This is a genomic window from Nonomuraea zeae (genome assembly GCF_005889725.1).
Classification (GTDB): Bacteria; Actinomycetota; Actinomycetes; order Streptosporangiales; family Streptosporangiaceae; genus Nonomuraea; species Nonomuraea zeae.
Genome location: NZ_VCKX01000155.1, coordinates 14,684 through 29,161 on the forward strand (window position 1 = coordinate 14,684; position 14,478 = coordinate 29,161).

Below are 14,478 nucleotides of genomic sequence, written 5' to 3' on the forward strand. Positions count from 1 at the left end.
CCGGTCACCCATCCATCATTCCATAAGCAACCTATATGGTTAAGTGATATAAGTTGCTTATGGATCCAGATCCGACCCCTCCCCCCGTGGACGACCTGGAGCTGGCGGCCGGCCTTGGCCGGGTCAGGACGATGATGCGCGTCCTCGACGTCCCCAGGGACCTGTCGATCACCTCCCTGTCCACGCTGGCCAACCTCGAACGGCTGGGCCCGCGCCGCCTCACCGAGCTGGCCTCGATCGAGGGCGTCACCCAGCCCGCGATGACCCAGCTCGTCTCCCGCCTGGACCGCGAAGGGCTCGCCGAGCGGCAGTCCGATCCAGGTGACGGCCGCGTCGTGATGGTGGCCATCACCCAGCACGGGCGCGCGGAGCTGGCCAGACGCCGGGCCGCGCAGGCCAAGCGGCTGGCCGAGCTGCTCGCCGAGCTGCCGGCCGCCGACCGCGCCGCGATCGCCGCGGCCCTGCCCGCGCTGGATCGCCTGGCCGCTCACGCCCTCGCCTCCGCCGCCACCGCGCAGAGAAGCGCCCAGGGCGGCGCGCGCGAAGGCACCCACTCGAACAATCCCGGAGAAACTGAATGACCCCGGCAAAGGCCGCCTCCGCGCCGAGCCCCTTCCGTCAGCCCAAGGCCGTGTGGGCGGTCGCGTTCGCGTGCGTGATCTCGTTCATGGGCATCGGCCTGGTCGACCCGATCCTGCCCGCGATCTCCTCCGACCTGAACGCCTCCCCCAGCCAGGTCACCCTGCTGTTCACCAGCTACCTGGTGGTCATGGCCGTCGCCATGCTCGTCACCGGCTGGGTCTCCAGCCGCATCGGCGCCAAGTGGACGCTGATCGCCGGCCTCGTGCTGATCGTCGTGTTCAGCGCGCTCGCGGGCACCTCCGACAGCATCGGCGGCATCATCGGCTTCCGCGCCGGCTGGGGCCTGGGCAACGCGCTGTTCGTCGCGACCTCGCTGGCCGTCATCGTGGCCGCCGCCAGCGGCGGCTTCACCGGCGCGATCATCCTGTACGAGGCCGCGCTCGGCCTGGGCATCGCGATCGGCCCGCTGCTCGGCGGCGCGCTCGGCAACATCAGCTGGCGCGGCCCCTTCTACGGCGTCGCGGTGCTGATGGCGATCGCCCTGCTCGCCACCATCCTCCTGGTACGCCCCCAGCCCAGACCCGCGCGCAAGACCTCGCTGCTCGACCCGCTCAAGGCCTTGCGCCACCGCGGCCTGCTGATCATGAGCCTGACCGCCCTGTGCTACAACTGGGGCTTCTTCACCGTGCTCGGCTACGCCCCCTTCCCGATGGAGCTGGACGCCATCCAGCTCGGCCTGGTCTTCACCGGCTGGGGCCTGATGGTGGCGATCTTCTCGGTCGCCGGCGCCCCCTGGCTGCAGCGCCGGCTCGGGCTGGCCCGCACGCTCTACGGCAACCTGGCGATGTTCGCGCTCGTCATCTTCGCCATCGCCGTCTTCGTGGACAACCGGCCCGCCCTGATCACCGCCGTGATCGTCGCGGGCATCTTCATCGGCGTGAACAACACGCTGACCACCCAGGCCGTGATGATGGTCGCGCCGGTCGAGCGGCCGGTGGCCTCGGCGGCGTACGGATTCGTCCGCTTCATCGGCGGCGGCCTGGCCCCGTTCGCGGCGGGCAAGCTCGCCGAGCACTTCAACGTGCACGTGCCGTTCGTGATCGGCGGCTGCGCCATCCTGATCGGGATCGCCATCCTGGCCACCGGCCACCGCGACCTGATGCGGGCCGAGGCCAACCAGGCCGAGGTGGACGCGCACGCCCGCCAGGGCGAGCCCGAGGCCGAGCTGGCCGAGGCGGCCGAGACCGGCGCCGGCACCTCAAGCTGACCACTCCCCTGGGCCGCCGACGCCGGCGGCCCAGGGGCTAGAGCGTCCTGTAGAGGTCGAAGACGCCGCCCAGCCCGTCGGCGGGGAGGTCGTGGACGACGGCGGCCAGGGCCTTGGCCGAGATCACGTGCTTCCCGGTGGCGCCGCGGCGGCCGTTCGGGTCCCAGACCGCGATCGTGCCCTTCGACCTGTCGTAGCCGTAGGCCACGATCGCGTGCCCCACGTCGCGCTCGCCCTTGCTCCACGGCAGCTTGTTGCCGAGCACCGCGACGATCGTGGGCCTCTTGTGCACGCCCACCGCCTGCGAGACGCGGTACATGAGCGCCGCCGGGTCGTCCTTCGCATAGGTCAGCCGGAATCCGTAGCCCTTCGGCCCCACGTACGCGTTGAGCACCGCGAGCGTGTTCGGCCGCTTGGTCGCGCCCGCCTCCGCGTCGGTCCTCATCTCCTTGGCCAGCCGGGCCTGGCTCCTGCTGATGCCGAAGGCACGTAGGAGGATCGAACCGGCGGCGGGCGCGCAGTAGTAACCCGTCTGCTGCGCCTGTCCCTTGATCGTCACCGTGGCCCGGCCCGGCGGGACCGGCAGCCCAGCCGGGCCGGCGCTGACCGGTGCCGGGATCGCGGCCTGCGCGGCGGCGGCAGGGAGCGCGGCGGTGGACAGAACACCGGCGGCGAGGGCGGCACCGAGAACGAGTCTTGCGGAACGCACGCAGTCTCTCCGTGTAAGAGGGGATACCAGAGTGACCAAAATACACAGATTGCCAGGAGTTCGTTACTGTACAGAATCAATTGAGGTCAGCGGCACCGGGGTAACGGAGGCCCTTCAGGCGTCCGCGGCTCGCCGCGGGCCCCGGTACGGCAGCGTCTGGCTGTAGACGATGTTGGTCGTCGTGCTCCCGAACTCGACGAGCTCGCCGATCAGCCGTTCCAGATGGCTCATGGACGCCGCGGCGACCTTCAGCGTGTAGCAGTCGTCGCCGGTCGTCCGCAGGCACTCCAGGATCTCCATCCGCTCGGCGAGCAGCCGGTGCAGCGGCTCGTGCCGATTGCCCGGATACTTGAGCCGGACGACGGCGAGCACCGCGTACCCGGCCTTCTCCAGGTCGACGTCGGCGTGGTAGCCGGTGATGACGCCCATCGACTCCAGGCGCCGCACCCGCTCGGTCGTCGCCGAGGAGCTGAGGTTCACCCGCCGGCCCAGCTCGGTGAACGGGATGCGGCCGTCCTGCTGCACCTCCACGAGGATCGCCCAGTCGGTGGCATCAAGGTTCTCGGCCATCCGGCCAACATACCGGCAAAATCCCGGACATATACCTCCTACACCGGGAGGAGTCCCTTCATCCGGGGATGATCGCCTGGATAGCCTGAGCCGGTGCGAATAGGCGTGAATGTTCCGAACTTTGGACCCGGCACCGATCCAGGCGTCCTGCGCAGCTGGGCGCAGACGGTGGAGGGGCTCGGCTTCGATCTGCTGATGGTCTCCGACCATGTCGCGGTGACGCCTGATGTCGCCGCCCAGTATCCGGCTCCGTTCTACGAGCCGTTCACCACCCTGTCCTGGCTCGCCGGCCTCACCAGCCGGATCCGGCTCGGGACGACGGTGCTCATCGCGCCGTACCGGCATCCGCTCCTGACCGCCCGCATGGCGGCGAACCTCAACCAGCTCAGCGGCGGCCGGCTGGTCCTCGGGGTGGCCTCCGGCTGGGCCCGGCAGGAGTTCGCGGCCCTCGGCGTGCCGTTCGACCAGCGCGGCAAGCTCACCGACGACGTCCTCCTCGCGCTGCGCGCCGCCCGGGAGGACGCCGACGACTACCGCGCTGGGCCGCTGCCGCTGTGGATCGGCGGCAACAGCGACGCCGGAATCTCCCGCGCTGTCCGGCTCGGCGACGCCTGGCATCCGCTCAGGAACACCCTGCCCTGGCTGCGCGAGGCGACCGGCCGGATGAAGGCCGTCGCCGGCGACCGCCCGGTGCCCGGCTTCGCGCCGCGCATCGTGCTGCGGATCACCGGCTCTCCGGTGACCGGCGCCGAGCGCCTGGCCGGCGAGGGCACCATCGAGCAGATCGTCGAAGATCTCGAACAGCTGAGCGCGCTCGGAGCCGAGACGGTCGTGCTCGACCCGTTCGACGGCGACCCGGACGAGACCCTCCACCCCGAGGCGAAGTGGCAGATGCTCGCGACTGTCGCCGCCCATTGGCAGCTCCACCCATGATGGGAACAACCGTGACACACGACGAAGAACGACTCCTCCGCCGCGCGATCGAGCTCGCCGCCGCGGCGCGGACGGACGGCAACCCGCCGTTCGGCTCGCTGCTGGCGGACCCGGACGGCCGCGTGCTCGCCGAGGAGCAGAACACCACGCTGACCGAGGCCGACATCAGCGCGCACCCGGAGCTGAAGCTGGCCCGCTGGGCGGCCCGCGAGCTGGATCCGGCCACGGCGGCCGCCACGACGATGTACACGAGCTGCCAGCCCTGCTCCATGTGCACGGGGGCGATCCAGCGATCCGGCCTCGGCCGGGTCGTCTTCGCGCTCTCCGAGGAGCAGCTCGACGGCCTCAAGCCGGGTGGCGGCTGGCCGCAGGTGCCGCAGGAGGGCCCCGGCCTCTACGACGAGGCGCGCGTCCCGGTCGAGGGCTACTACAAGTGAGCTTCGTCCAAGCGTGAAGGGGCGTGGCGTGGGTGTGCCCCACGCCACGCCCACCGGTCAGTCGCCCGGCTGGTGGGTGCTCCAGTATTCGTCGGCGACGCGCTGGATGTCCTCCAGGACCTTCTGATAGCCGTCCGGCTTGACGACGAAGGCGCCGAAGCCGTCCAGCGCGGCGGTGAGCACCGGCGGCGGCGCCGCCTCGAAGTAGCGGTTGACCAGCCGGAACTCCCCGCTCCCCGCCGCCTTGCCCACCTGCGCGATCGCCTCGTCGGCGATGGCGACCTTGGGGTTGGCCGAGACGTCGCCCCTGGCGGAGGCCCACTTCTCCTGGGCCGCGGGGGTCACCCACCACTTGAGGTATTTCGCGCTGGCCTGCGGGTCCGGCGCCTTGGCCAGCGAGCACAGCGGGCCGCTCTCGAAGATCATGGAGGTCTTCGGCAGGGCGGGGTTGACGTTCGGGATCGTGAAGAAGCCGTAGTCGGTGCCCGCCTTCATCTCCCGCTGCGTCATGCTCGTGTTGAACCACGTGCCGAACGACACCATCGCGGCCTTGCCGGTCTTGAGCACGTCACCGGGGTCGGTCTTGTCCCCCGGGTTGTTGAAGTAGCCGGCGTCGATCATCGACTTCCACCGCTGCATCACCTCGACGACGCCCGGATCGGTGTACTTGGCCTGGCCGGTGGACAGGCGGTCGTACAGGTCGGGGTCGGTGCCGGCGAGGAGCTGCTCGAACCAGACGAAGGAGAACAGCACGGAGGTGTGGTAGAACGCGGTCACGCCGCTCTTCTTGAGCGTGGCGGCGATCTGGATCAGCTCGTCCCAGGTGGCGGGCGGCTTCAGCTTGTGCTCGTCGAAGATCTTCTTGTTGTAGAACATGCCCCAGTACGCGGCGTTCAGCGGCACGCAGTACTGCTTGCCGCCCACGGTGTAGTACTTCGCCAGCTCGGCGGTGAGGTCCCCGCTCTTGATGGCCTCCTGCCACAGCTGCGTCGTCTCGGCCACCTGCTTCTGTGCGACGATCTCGGCGAGCCGGCCGCCCGTCGTCCACGTGAACAGGTCCGGCTTCACGTCCGTGCGGAACGACGCCTTGATGAACGCCTGGTAGGTCGGCTCGTCGGTGTAGCCGACCGGCTTCATCGACAGCCCGATCTGCTGCTTGGACAGGACGCCCATCTGGTCGAAGTATTTGCTCCAGGCCCCCTTGTCGTTGTAGAGCTTCAGCTCGGTCTTGGCGGCCTGCTGCTGCGCGCCGCCGCCACCGGAAGAGGAGGAGCAGCCCGCGAGCGCGAGCATGGGTACGGCGGCGCAGACGGCAGCCAGGCGGAACACATGCGACCGGATCATGCCCGGCCTCCTGTTCGATCTTCGGGGGGTTGGTTCGTCCCGCATGCCGCGGGCTTCACATCAGATCGAGCTCGAAAGTGAAGTCATCTAATCACTTGATATCTTGGGTGTCCAGGGCTGCGGGGACCACCGCCCGCCGGGTCGCGTCCCGGTACGCCCGAGGCGTCATGCCGTACTTGTCGTGAAAAAGCCTGGCGAAGTACGACTGGCCGGAGAAGCCGGAGCGCTGGGCGATCCGTCCGATGCCGTCCGTCGTCGTGGTCAGCAGCAGCGCGGCGTGCTCCAGCCGCCGCGCGGCCACGAACGCCACCGGCGTGCACCCGTAGTGCGCCCGCATCGAGCGGGCCAGGTGCCCCGGGCTGACGGCGGCCATCGACTGCAGCCGGGCCAGCCCATCGCGCAGGTTCTCCTCCCTGCTCATCGCGGCGCAGGCGGTCACCAGCCAGCCGGGCCGCCGGTCCACGGCCAGGCCGTCGGGCCCGCTCCAGGACCGGCACCACCGCCGTCCACAGCCCGACCAGGTCCAGCACGCGCGGCGCGCCGGAGTAGGCGGCCAGCACGCGGGCGAACTCGGTCGCGACCGGCCCGCCCGGATCGACCCGCGCCGACAGCGGCAGCTCGCGCCGGTCCCACTCCGCCGCGCCCGTCAGCCCCGCGAGGTCGGCGAAGGCGCGCCAGCGCTCGCTGGGGAAGGCGATGTTGACGAAGCGCAGGTGACCGGGCGCGCTCCCCTCGGCCGGCGTGGCGGCGAACTCGTGCCGGTCGTGCGGGCGCACCAGGACCACGTCCCCGGCCCGCAGCGGCATCTCGCTGTCGCCCACCCGCTGCACCCCCGTGCCCGCGGTGACGAGGACCAGCTCGTGGAAGTCGGCGTGGCTGTGCGGCTCGGGGCGATCGCGGCGGCCGCCCGTGACCGGGACCAGCGCCGCGTGGTACGGCAGGCCGACCGCGAACTCGACCCAGCGCAAGATGGTCGGCATGTCAGGAAATTAATACTTATGGCGCGGCGAGTACTAGTAACTCACGCCAAGAAGGCCGAAGAATCCGACTCGACGCCCGTCCCCGCCCAGCCCCAGGAGGAGCGCATCGTGATCACGGAAGCCGACCGGACCCTGAAGGACTTCGACCGCGACGGCTACACGATCTTCCGCAACGTCATCGACCCCGCCCTGATCGCCGAGGCGAGCGCGCACGTCGACTGGCTGCACGCCAGGTATCCCGACCGGCTCGGCGAGGACCTGGCCACGGAGCTGGTCGCGGGCGACCCGTTCTGGGTGCGGCTGGTCGGCGACGACCGGCTGCTCGACATCGCCGAGCTGTTCCTCGGCCCGGACCTCGCCCTGTTCGCCTCGCACTACATCAGCAAGCCGCCCTTCTCCGGCAAGCCGGTCCTGTGGCACCAGGACGGCGCCTACTGGCCGCTGGAGCCGATGCGCGTGATCACGCTCTGGCTGGCCGTGGACGAGTCCACGCCCGAGAACGGCTGCGTGCGCGTGATCCCCGGCTCCCACAAGGAGGACCTGCACGAGCTGCGCACGCGCGACGACGTGGACAACGTCCTCGGCTCGGAGAGCGCCATCACGGTGGACGAGTCGGCGGCGGTGGACCTGGTGCTGGCCCCCGGCGACGTGGAGGTGCACCACCCGAACATCCTGCACGCCTCCACCGCCAACACCTCGCCCAGGCGGCGCTGCGGGCTGACCATCCGTTACATCCCGACCTCGACCCGGATCACCAGCGAGCAGCAGCCGTTCGTCTCGGCCCTGCTGCTGCGCGGGCAGCCGGGCGTGAACGTCTACCAGCCGTTCCCGGCGTACGTGCCGGGCGAGCACATGCCGTTCGCCGGCGCCCCGGACCCCGCCTGACCCCGCGCCCGCGGGTCACCAGCCGAGCTCGTCGCAGCCGTTGTGGTCGGCCGGCTCCACCTGGAGGGTCGCGTGCGCGACGCCGTGGCGCTGCCGCAGCAGGTCGCGGGCCTGGTCGAGGACGGAGTGGTTGTCGCTCTGGTCGGCGGTGACGAGGTGGGCGGTGGCGACGTTCATGCCCGAGGTCAGGGTCCACAGGTGCAGGTCGTGGACGTCGCGTACGCCGTCGATCGCGGCCAGGTCGGCGGCGACGGCCCCGGCGTCCACACCTTCGGGCACGTGCTGGCCCAGGACGGCGAACACCTGACGGCCGAGGGAAACGGCCCGCACGGCGACGAAGACGCCGATGGCCAGGGCGATGACGGTGTCCCAGTACGCCTGGCCGGTGGCGGCGACGAGCCAGCCGGCCACGATGACGCCCACCGAGCCGGCGGTGTCGGCGACGACCTCCAGGTAGGCGCCCTTGACGTTGAGGCTCTCGCTCGCGCCCGAGCGCAGCAGCAGGAGCGCGACCAGGTTGACGGCCAGGCCCACGGCCCCGACGACGATCATCGGCCCGGACGACACCTCGGCGGCCCGGCCGATGCGCCCGACGGCCTCGGCGACGACGTACAGGGCGACGCCCAGCATCAGCACCACGGCCAGCAGCGACGCGAACACCTCGGCCCGGTAGGAGCCGTAGCTGCGCCGGCCCGTGGTGTCGGGGCGGGTGGCGATCCTGGTGGCGACCAGCGCCGCGCCGAGCGTGACCACGTCGGCGGCCATGTGACCGGCGTCCGACATGAGCGCCAGCGAGCCCGAGATCAGGCCGTAGCCGAGCTCGACCACGAAGAAGGCGCCGATCAGGATGAAGGAGACGCCGAGCCGCCAGCGGTGCCGGCCGCCCGCGTGCCCGTGACCGTGCCCGTGTCCCGTCCCCATCACGGGCTCCCGTCGCGCTCGGGGTGAATGGCCTCGGTGTGCTCGGTGTGGGCGAGCGCCAAATCGAGCAACATCCGTACATGGGGGTCTTCCAGCCGGTAGTACGCCATCCGCCCGGCGCGGCGCGCGGCGACGATGCGGTGCGCGCGGAGCAGGCGCAGCGCGTGGGAGACGGCCGACTCGCTCTGGCCGGTCACCGCCGCGAGATCGCACACGCAGAGCTCTCCGTCCAGCAGCGCCACCAGCAGCCGCAGCCGGTTGGGGTCGGAGAGCAGCCCGAACACGTCGGCCGTGTCGGTCAGGTCTTCGGCGGCGGGCATCCGCTCTCGCACGGCGGTGACGCGGCCGGCGTCGACGACCTTGACGGCGCAACCGTCAATGGCCAGCATCCCGCCATCTGAAGAGCTATTCATATGAACAACGATAATGGCTCGTCCAGGCGATGTGTCAAGAGCGACACGACACCGGGGATGTGGCGGGCGGGGACTACCGGCCCGCGACGGTGTACGTGCGCGTAACCCGGCCGGGCGTGCCCTTTGCCTGCCGGGCCAGCCCCACGGCCAGCAGCGCGATCGGCGGCAGCGGCAGGAGCAGGAACAGGGCCCCGGCCACCCGCTGGTCGGCGAGCACGTCGGGCACCCCCGCGGGGACCGCGGCGGCGTACCAGCCGGCCGCGACGGGCGGCCCGAGCAGCAGGATGACGCCCAGGGTGAGCTGGACCAGGGTGACCACGGCCAGCAGCCGGCCCCTGGCGGCCGGCGGGAACGCGCGCGGCAGCGGGTCAACGCCCGCGGCCACCCAGAACGCCGGCAGGCCGGTGAGCAGGAACAGCAGCCCGGTGAGCAGGTGGGGGACGTGGCCGGACAGCGACCAGGGCAGCCAGGCCGTCCCGTACAGCAGCAGGCCGGGCAGCGTGCAGGCGGCCAGGACGAACGCGGGGTGGGTGACGAAGCGCCAGGTGAGGACGCGCCCGCCGAGGTTGCCGTACTGGGAGGTCGCGGTGGTGGCCCGGGAGGCGAGGGTGACGGGCGCGCCCAGGCACAGCAGGGCGGGGGCCACGACCGAGAGCACGACGTGCTGGAGCGCCTGGACGGACGGCATCGCGCGGGCGTAGCCGCCGACGCCGCCGAGCAGGACGAACGCCGCCAGCGCCAGCCCCGCGTACCAGGCGAGGGTGCGGGCGGGCGGCCAGGAGGCGAGCCTGCGCAGCCCCAGCCAGTAGCCGATCGCGGGCAACGCCAGGAGCAGCAGGATCGCCGGGTCCGGGCGCACCTCGGTGAGCAGGGCGCCGAGGGAGAAGGGGGCGAGGTCGTACCCGAGCGCCTGCTCGCCGTGCGCGCCGGCGGTGACGGGCGGCGGGGTGCGGGACAGACCGGCGGCCAGGCCCATCGCGGCCGCCATCACGACCGCCTCGCCCGCCGCCAGCCGGACGAAGGTGTGACGGACACTGCGCTCGGACACGCGCGCGACCGTGCGGCGGCGATGCGTCCAGCCGAACCAGCCCAGCACCGCCAGGGCGAGGATCTTGACCAGGAGGAGCTGGCCGTAGCGGCTCTGGTAGAGGTCGGCGGGCGTGTTCAGCCGCACCCACGCGCCGGCCAGGCCGGAGACGGCGACCGCCGCGAAGCAGCACAGGGCGACCGTGCTGAACCTGGGCAGCACGGTCGCGAGGCCGTCGGAGCGCCGGAAGTGGACGAGCACCGCGACCAGCCCGCCGACCCAGACCGACGCCGCGAGCAGGTGCGACAGCAGGGCGGAGACGGCGATGTCGTGGTCGCCGGAGGAGGCGGCGTGGCCCACGTAGGCGGGCGGCAGGATCGCGAACGCGGCCGTCGCCAGCCGGGCCCATCCGGGCACCCGGGGCAGGAGGGTGAACGGCACCAGCACCGTGGCCAGGGCCAGCACCAGCAGCAGCGCCTGGGCCTGCGGGCTGGAGGCGCCGAAGCTGAGCAGATCGGGGAAGGCGAGGAGGTCGGCGAGCGGCATCGGGATGATGCTCGACACGGTCAGCAGGTAGCTCAGGGCGGCGCAGGCGGCCCAGCCGAGCGCCCACCAACCGGCCGCGCGGGTGCAGCCGGCCGTCTCCGGCGAGGTCGCGGGCGCGAGCATCGCGGCCACCAGGGTGCCCACGCAGCCGACCGCGCACAGGTTGACGCCGAACCGCGCGAGCGGGAGGCCCCAGTCGGTGAGCGGCCCGGCGCTGGGCAGCCCGGCGATCTCCGTCTCGACGATGCCGCCGCCGAACTTGAGCGCCGCGACCAGCACCACCACGCCCGCCAGCACGGCCCCGGCCGCGCACGTCCGCGCCCTCACGGCCGCACCGCCGCCGACCCGCATCCCATGTACGGGGATACGCCGCCCCGCGCGGAACGGTTCACCGGCGGGCGGACCCCTGCCCGCACCCGCTCAGGTACCCGATGCCGGGCACGAGACGCGCCCACTCGGCGGAGGTGATGGGGCTTCCCGCGCGGGCGCAGACGGCGGCGGCCACCTTGTCCGGATCGACCGGCTGCTCGCGGAGCGCGCCGGTGCCGTCGAGGGCGAGCACGCTCGTACCGTCCGCGGTGAAGGCCAGCCCGGCGAGCCCGGCCAGATTCCCGTCACGCAGCGCTCCCACGTCCGTGCCCGAGCCCAGGTCGAACAGGTGCACCCGGCCGTCCCCCGCCCCCACCGCGACGAGGTCCGCGCGCGGCGACCTCACCGCGAGCGCGTCCCCGCCGAGTGCGCTGCGGAGGACCGGTCCGCTCTGCCGGCGAGTCGCCACGTCGTAGAGCGTCACGCGCCCGCGGGCGTCCACGCCCGCCAGCGACCTGCCGTCGCGGGTGAACACCAAGTCGGCGAGCCCGCCGCTGCCGCCGAACGCCTCACCCATGGGCCGGCCGGAAGCGGCGTCGAACAGCTGCTGGGCGTCGGAGGACACGGCCAGCACCCGCCCGTCGGGCGAGAACTCCACATCCTCGATCTTGCTCGCCTGCGCCGACCACAGCAGGCGGTGGCTGCGCCAGTCCCAGACCGCCACCGTGAACGAGCGGGGCCGCTCCACGTCGATGGCCTCCAGCACCATGGCCAGCCGGGTGCCGTCGGGGCTGAACACCAGCGACTCCGTCTGGGAGAACTCGACGCCGCGGGGCGTCCAGCGGGTCAGCTCGCGCCGCGTGCGGGTGTCCAGGACCGTGACCGTCCTGGCGCCGCCCACCGCCGCCAGCCGCCCGTCGGGGCTGAGCGCACCGGCGCTCACCCCGTCGTCGGACGGCCTGCTCAGCACCGGAGTGCCGGCCGGGCCGCCGGGCGCGAACAGGTACAGCTTGGTGAAGTCCTCCGTGGCCAGCACGTGCGCAGGGGTGAACGCGGCCCACGACCAGGACATCTCCTTCGCCCTGGCGCGCACGGCCAGGTCGCCCAGGTCCGCCGTGTAGACGCGCTCCGCGTCGAGGTAGCGCAGCGTCCGGCCGTCGAAGGCGGCCTGGGGAGCGGCCTGCCGCTCGTCGTCGACGCCGTCCTCCAGCGGGAGCGTGGTGAGGAGCGCCCCGTCGGACCGCCACACCTGGATCTCCGTCCGCGTCGCGGAGGCCAGCAGCCGGCCGTCGGCGGAATAGGTCAGCTCGCCCTTGTTCCAGAGCTCGCCCTCGTGGCCGATCGCTCCGGTGGAGGCGTCCGTGAGCGAGGTCGTCTGCAGCCCTTCCGGCAGCGCTTCGAGCAGCGTGCGGCCGTCGGGGGTCAGGGCGAGCGGGATCCCGCACGCGTCGCAGCGGCTCGCGGCCGGGCGGGTGGAGCGGCGGGTGAGGTCCGGCAGGCCCAGCAGGTCGATCCGCCCGGTGGTGGCGGCGGCGTAGACCGCGTCGCCCGACGGGGTCATCGGGCCGAGCGTGGCGGAGGTCTTCGCCCGGCTGCCGCGTCGCAGGTCCCAGACGTAGGTGGAATCGTCTATGGAGATCCGCGGGTACCGGTCGACCGTGCCGTAGCCCGCGTACACCTCCAGGTCCCCGCGCATTTGCGCGCCGAACGTCCAGGTGCCGGCCACCTTGCCGGTACGCAGGTTCCTGACCTGCGCTCCCCGTGCGGTCACCAGGAGGAGGTCCCGGCCGGTGGGCGAGAGCGCGACGGCGAGCGGCCGTCCCGCGCGCGCAAGGTCCAGTCCGGCGAAGCCGCCGGCCCGCCGGCCCGTGCGGACGTCCCAGAGCCTGACCTCGTCGCCGCCCACGCTGGCCAGCGTCCGCCCGTCGCGGCTGAGCGCCCGCAGCGTCTCCCCTTCCGCCGCCGGGTCCGCGAACGCCGCCACCTCGCGCTGCGCCAGCGAGGCCGTCAGCGCCGCCCGGGTCAGCGGGGTCCGGTCCAGCCGCCAGGCGGCCACGCTGAGCTGCATCGCCGTCCGCGGCTCCGTGCGCCGCAGGGTGCCGGCGAGCTGGGCCAGCCGGGCCGCCTCCGCCTGGTCGCGCTGGGCGGCGATCCGGTCCGCGCGCTGGCCGGCCAGCCTGCCCTGCTGGACCGCCAGGCCACCGGCGACCACGGCGACCGCCAGCAGGCCCGCGAGGCAGAGCGAGACCAGCCGGCTCCTGCGGGCCCTGCGCCTGGTCAGCCGGGCTCCCGCCGCGAGGAAGTCCCGTTCGGTGAGTGACAGCGTGATGTTCCTGCGGGCCGTGGCCGCCCACTGCAGCGCGTTCTCCAGGTTGCTGCCGTGGAACAGGTCGCCGTCCCTGCGCCCGGCGCCGTCCCAGCGGCGCGCGGCGGTCAGGATCTCCCTGTGCACGGCCAGCCCGTCCCTGTTGGCCTCCACCCAGCGGCGGAAGCGCGGCCAGGCGTGCGGCAGCGCGGGGCGGGCCAGCCAGATCTCTTCGCCGTCCCTGCCCAGCACGTAGCCGAACACCTCCAGGATCCGCGTCACCGACGCGACCTCGGGCGGCGTACGGCCCTCCACCAGCTCGGACAGCGCGGCCCTGCGCACCGACAGGTCGCCCCGCTCCCCCACCGTGATCGTCCTGAGGAACACCTCGGGCGCCAGCTCGCGCTCGCCCGGCTCCAGCAGCGCGTACGACTCCTCGGCCAGCGTGCCGAGCGCCGGGTCGGGGCCGGTGGCCCGCACCCCGGCCGCCCGCCTGCCGCCCTCGGCGAGCAGGTGCGGCAGGTCGAGCCGGGCGTCGCCGCTGACCAGGGCGAGCAGCAGCTCCCGCGCCGCGGGTCGGGTGGCGGGCTCCTTGGCGAGCGCCGCCTCGACCAGCGGGCGCAGCGTGCCGGGCAGCGGGTCCAGGCTCGGGCTGGCCGACAGCACCCGGTGCATGACCGCGCCCAGGCTGCCGGCCTCGAACGGGTCCTTGCCCGTCGCGGCGTAGAGCACGATCGCGCCCCACGCGAACACGTCGGCCGGCATCCCCGCCCGCTGCCCGCTGAAGACCTCGGGCGCCATGTACGCGGGCGTCCCCTTGACCTCCCCTGTCGCCGTCAGCGACATCTCCGGCGTCCTGGCCACCCCGAAGTCGATCACCCGGGGGCCGTCGGGGCCGAGCAGCACGTTGTCGGGCTTGAGATCGCGGTGGACCACCCCGGCGTCGTGGATCGCGGCCAGCGCGGTCGCCACGGCGGTCGCGAGCCGGTGCAGGTCGCCGGCGTCGAACCGGCGCCCGCCCGCCACCGCCGCCCGCAGGCTCGGGCCTTCGACGTACTCGCTGACGATGTACGGCCTGGGCCCGGTCAGCCCGGTCTCGATCACCGCGGCCGTGCAGAACGACGCCACCCGCGCGGCGGCCGCCGCCTCCTTAGCCAGGCCGGCGCCCTGGTCGTGGTGCGGCACCTTGATCGCGACCCGCCGGCCGTCCTCCGCGTACGCCTCGTAGACGACCCCCTGGCCCCCTGCCC

General features: G+C 72.7%; 13 protein-coding genes and 1 pseudogene. 5 read left to right on the forward strand and 9 right to left on the reverse strand.

What is annotated here, in order from left to right; all coding sequences use genetic code 11:
- Positions 1–59: 59 nt before the first annotated feature.
- Positions 60–581: a MarR family winged helix-turn-helix transcriptional regulator gene (locus ETD85_RS37510; protein WP_240779679.1), complete on the forward strand. Its 522-nt coding sequence runs from the start codon at positions 60–62 to the stop codon at positions 579–581.
- Positions 578–1,849: an MFS transporter gene (locus ETD85_RS37515; RefSeq protein ID WP_138694577.1), complete on the forward strand. Its 1,272-nt coding sequence runs from the start codon at positions 578–580 to the stop codon at positions 1,847–1,849. The genes ETD85_RS37510 and ETD85_RS37515 overlap by 4 nt, the downstream gene beginning before the upstream one ends.
- A gap of 37 nt (positions 1,850–1,886) precedes the next feature.
- Here the strand turns inward: ETD85_RS37515 and ETD85_RS37520 are convergent, their stop codons facing one another.
- Positions 1,887–2,558 carry a C39 family peptidase gene (locus ETD85_RS37520; protein WP_170247054.1) on the reverse strand — a complete coding sequence of 224 codons (672 nt, stop codon included), beginning with the start codon at positions 2,556–2,558 and terminating at the stop codon, positions 1,887–1,889.
- Positions 2,559–2,672: 114 nt separating this feature from the next.
- On the reverse strand, positions 2,673–3,128 hold the full coding sequence (locus tag ETD85_RS37525) for an Lrp/AsnC family transcriptional regulator (protein ID WP_138694579.1): 456 nt from the start codon (positions 3,126–3,128) through the stop codon (positions 2,673–2,675).
- A 105-nt stretch (positions 3,129–3,233) separates the two neighbouring features.
- Between ETD85_RS37525 and ETD85_RS37530 the strand changes: the two genes are divergently transcribed.
- Both ETD85_RS37530 and ETD85_RS37535 read left to right on the forward strand, forming a co-directional pair.
- Positions 3,234–4,061, forward strand: a complete 828-nt coding sequence (locus ETD85_RS37530; RefSeq protein ID WP_240779680.1) for an LLM class flavin-dependent oxidoreductase — start codon at positions 3,234–3,236, stop codon at positions 4,059–4,061.
- Positions 4,062–4,072: 11 nt separating this feature from the next.
- Complete coding sequence (locus tag ETD85_RS37535; RefSeq protein WP_138694581.1) at positions 4,073–4,498, forward strand: nucleoside deaminase; 426 nt, start codon at positions 4,073–4,075, stop codon at positions 4,496–4,498.
- 57 nt (positions 4,499–4,555) lie between these two features.
- Here ETD85_RS37535 and ETD85_RS37540 read toward each other — a convergent pair whose 3' ends face one another.
- From ETD85_RS37540 to ETD85_RS67645, 3 genes and pseudogenes are all read right to left on the reverse strand, one after another.
- On the reverse strand, positions 4,556–5,842 hold the full coding sequence (locus ETD85_RS37540) for an ABC transporter substrate-binding protein (protein ID WP_170247055.1): 1,287 nt from the start codon (positions 5,840–5,842) through the stop codon (positions 4,556–4,558).
- 91 nt (positions 5,843–5,933) lie between these two features.
- Positions 5,934–6,305: a helix-turn-helix transcriptional regulator gene (locus ETD85_RS37545; protein WP_138694582.1), complete on the reverse strand. Its 372-nt coding sequence runs from the start codon at positions 6,303–6,305 to the stop codon at positions 5,934–5,936.
- A 274-nt stretch (positions 6,306–6,579) separates the two neighbouring features.
- Positions 6,580–6,822: pseudogene (locus ETD85_RS67645) on the reverse strand (AraC family ligand binding domain-containing protein); the annotation flags it as partial.
- Positions 6,823–6,840: 18 nt separating this feature from the next.
- Here ETD85_RS67645 and ETD85_RS37555 point away from each other — a divergent pair.
- Positions 6,841–7,707, forward strand: a complete 867-nt coding sequence (locus ETD85_RS37555; RefSeq protein ID WP_138694591.1) for a phytanoyl-CoA dioxygenase family protein — start codon at positions 6,841–6,843, stop codon at positions 7,705–7,707.
- A gap of 15 nt (positions 7,708–7,722) precedes the next feature.
- On the opposite strand, the gene ETD85_RS37560 is transcribed toward ETD85_RS37555, so the two are convergent.
- From ETD85_RS37560 to ETD85_RS37575, 4 genes are all read right to left on the reverse strand, one after another.
- Positions 7,723–8,628 carry a cation diffusion facilitator family transporter gene (locus ETD85_RS37560; protein ID WP_138694583.1) on the reverse strand — a complete coding sequence of 302 codons (906 nt, stop codon included), beginning with the start codon at positions 8,626–8,628 and terminating at the stop codon, positions 7,723–7,725.
- Positions 8,628–9,041, reverse strand: a complete 414-nt coding sequence (locus ETD85_RS37565; RefSeq protein WP_138694584.1) for an ArsR/SmtB family transcription factor — start codon at positions 9,039–9,041, stop codon at positions 8,628–8,630. Before ETD85_RS37565 ends, ETD85_RS37560 begins: the two co-directional genes overlap by 1 nt.
- 73 nt (positions 9,042–9,114) lie before the next feature.
- Positions 9,115–10,941, reverse strand: a complete 1,827-nt coding sequence (locus ETD85_RS37570; protein WP_138694585.1) for a bifunctional copper resistance protein CopD/cytochrome c oxidase assembly protein — start codon at positions 10,939–10,941, stop codon at positions 9,115–9,117.
- A gap of 61 nt (positions 10,942–11,002) precedes the next feature.
- Positions 11,003–14,478, reverse strand: a 3,476-nt coding sequence (locus ETD85_RS37575; protein ID WP_138694586.1) for a serine/threonine-protein kinase, incomplete at its 5' end; no start/stop codon positions are given.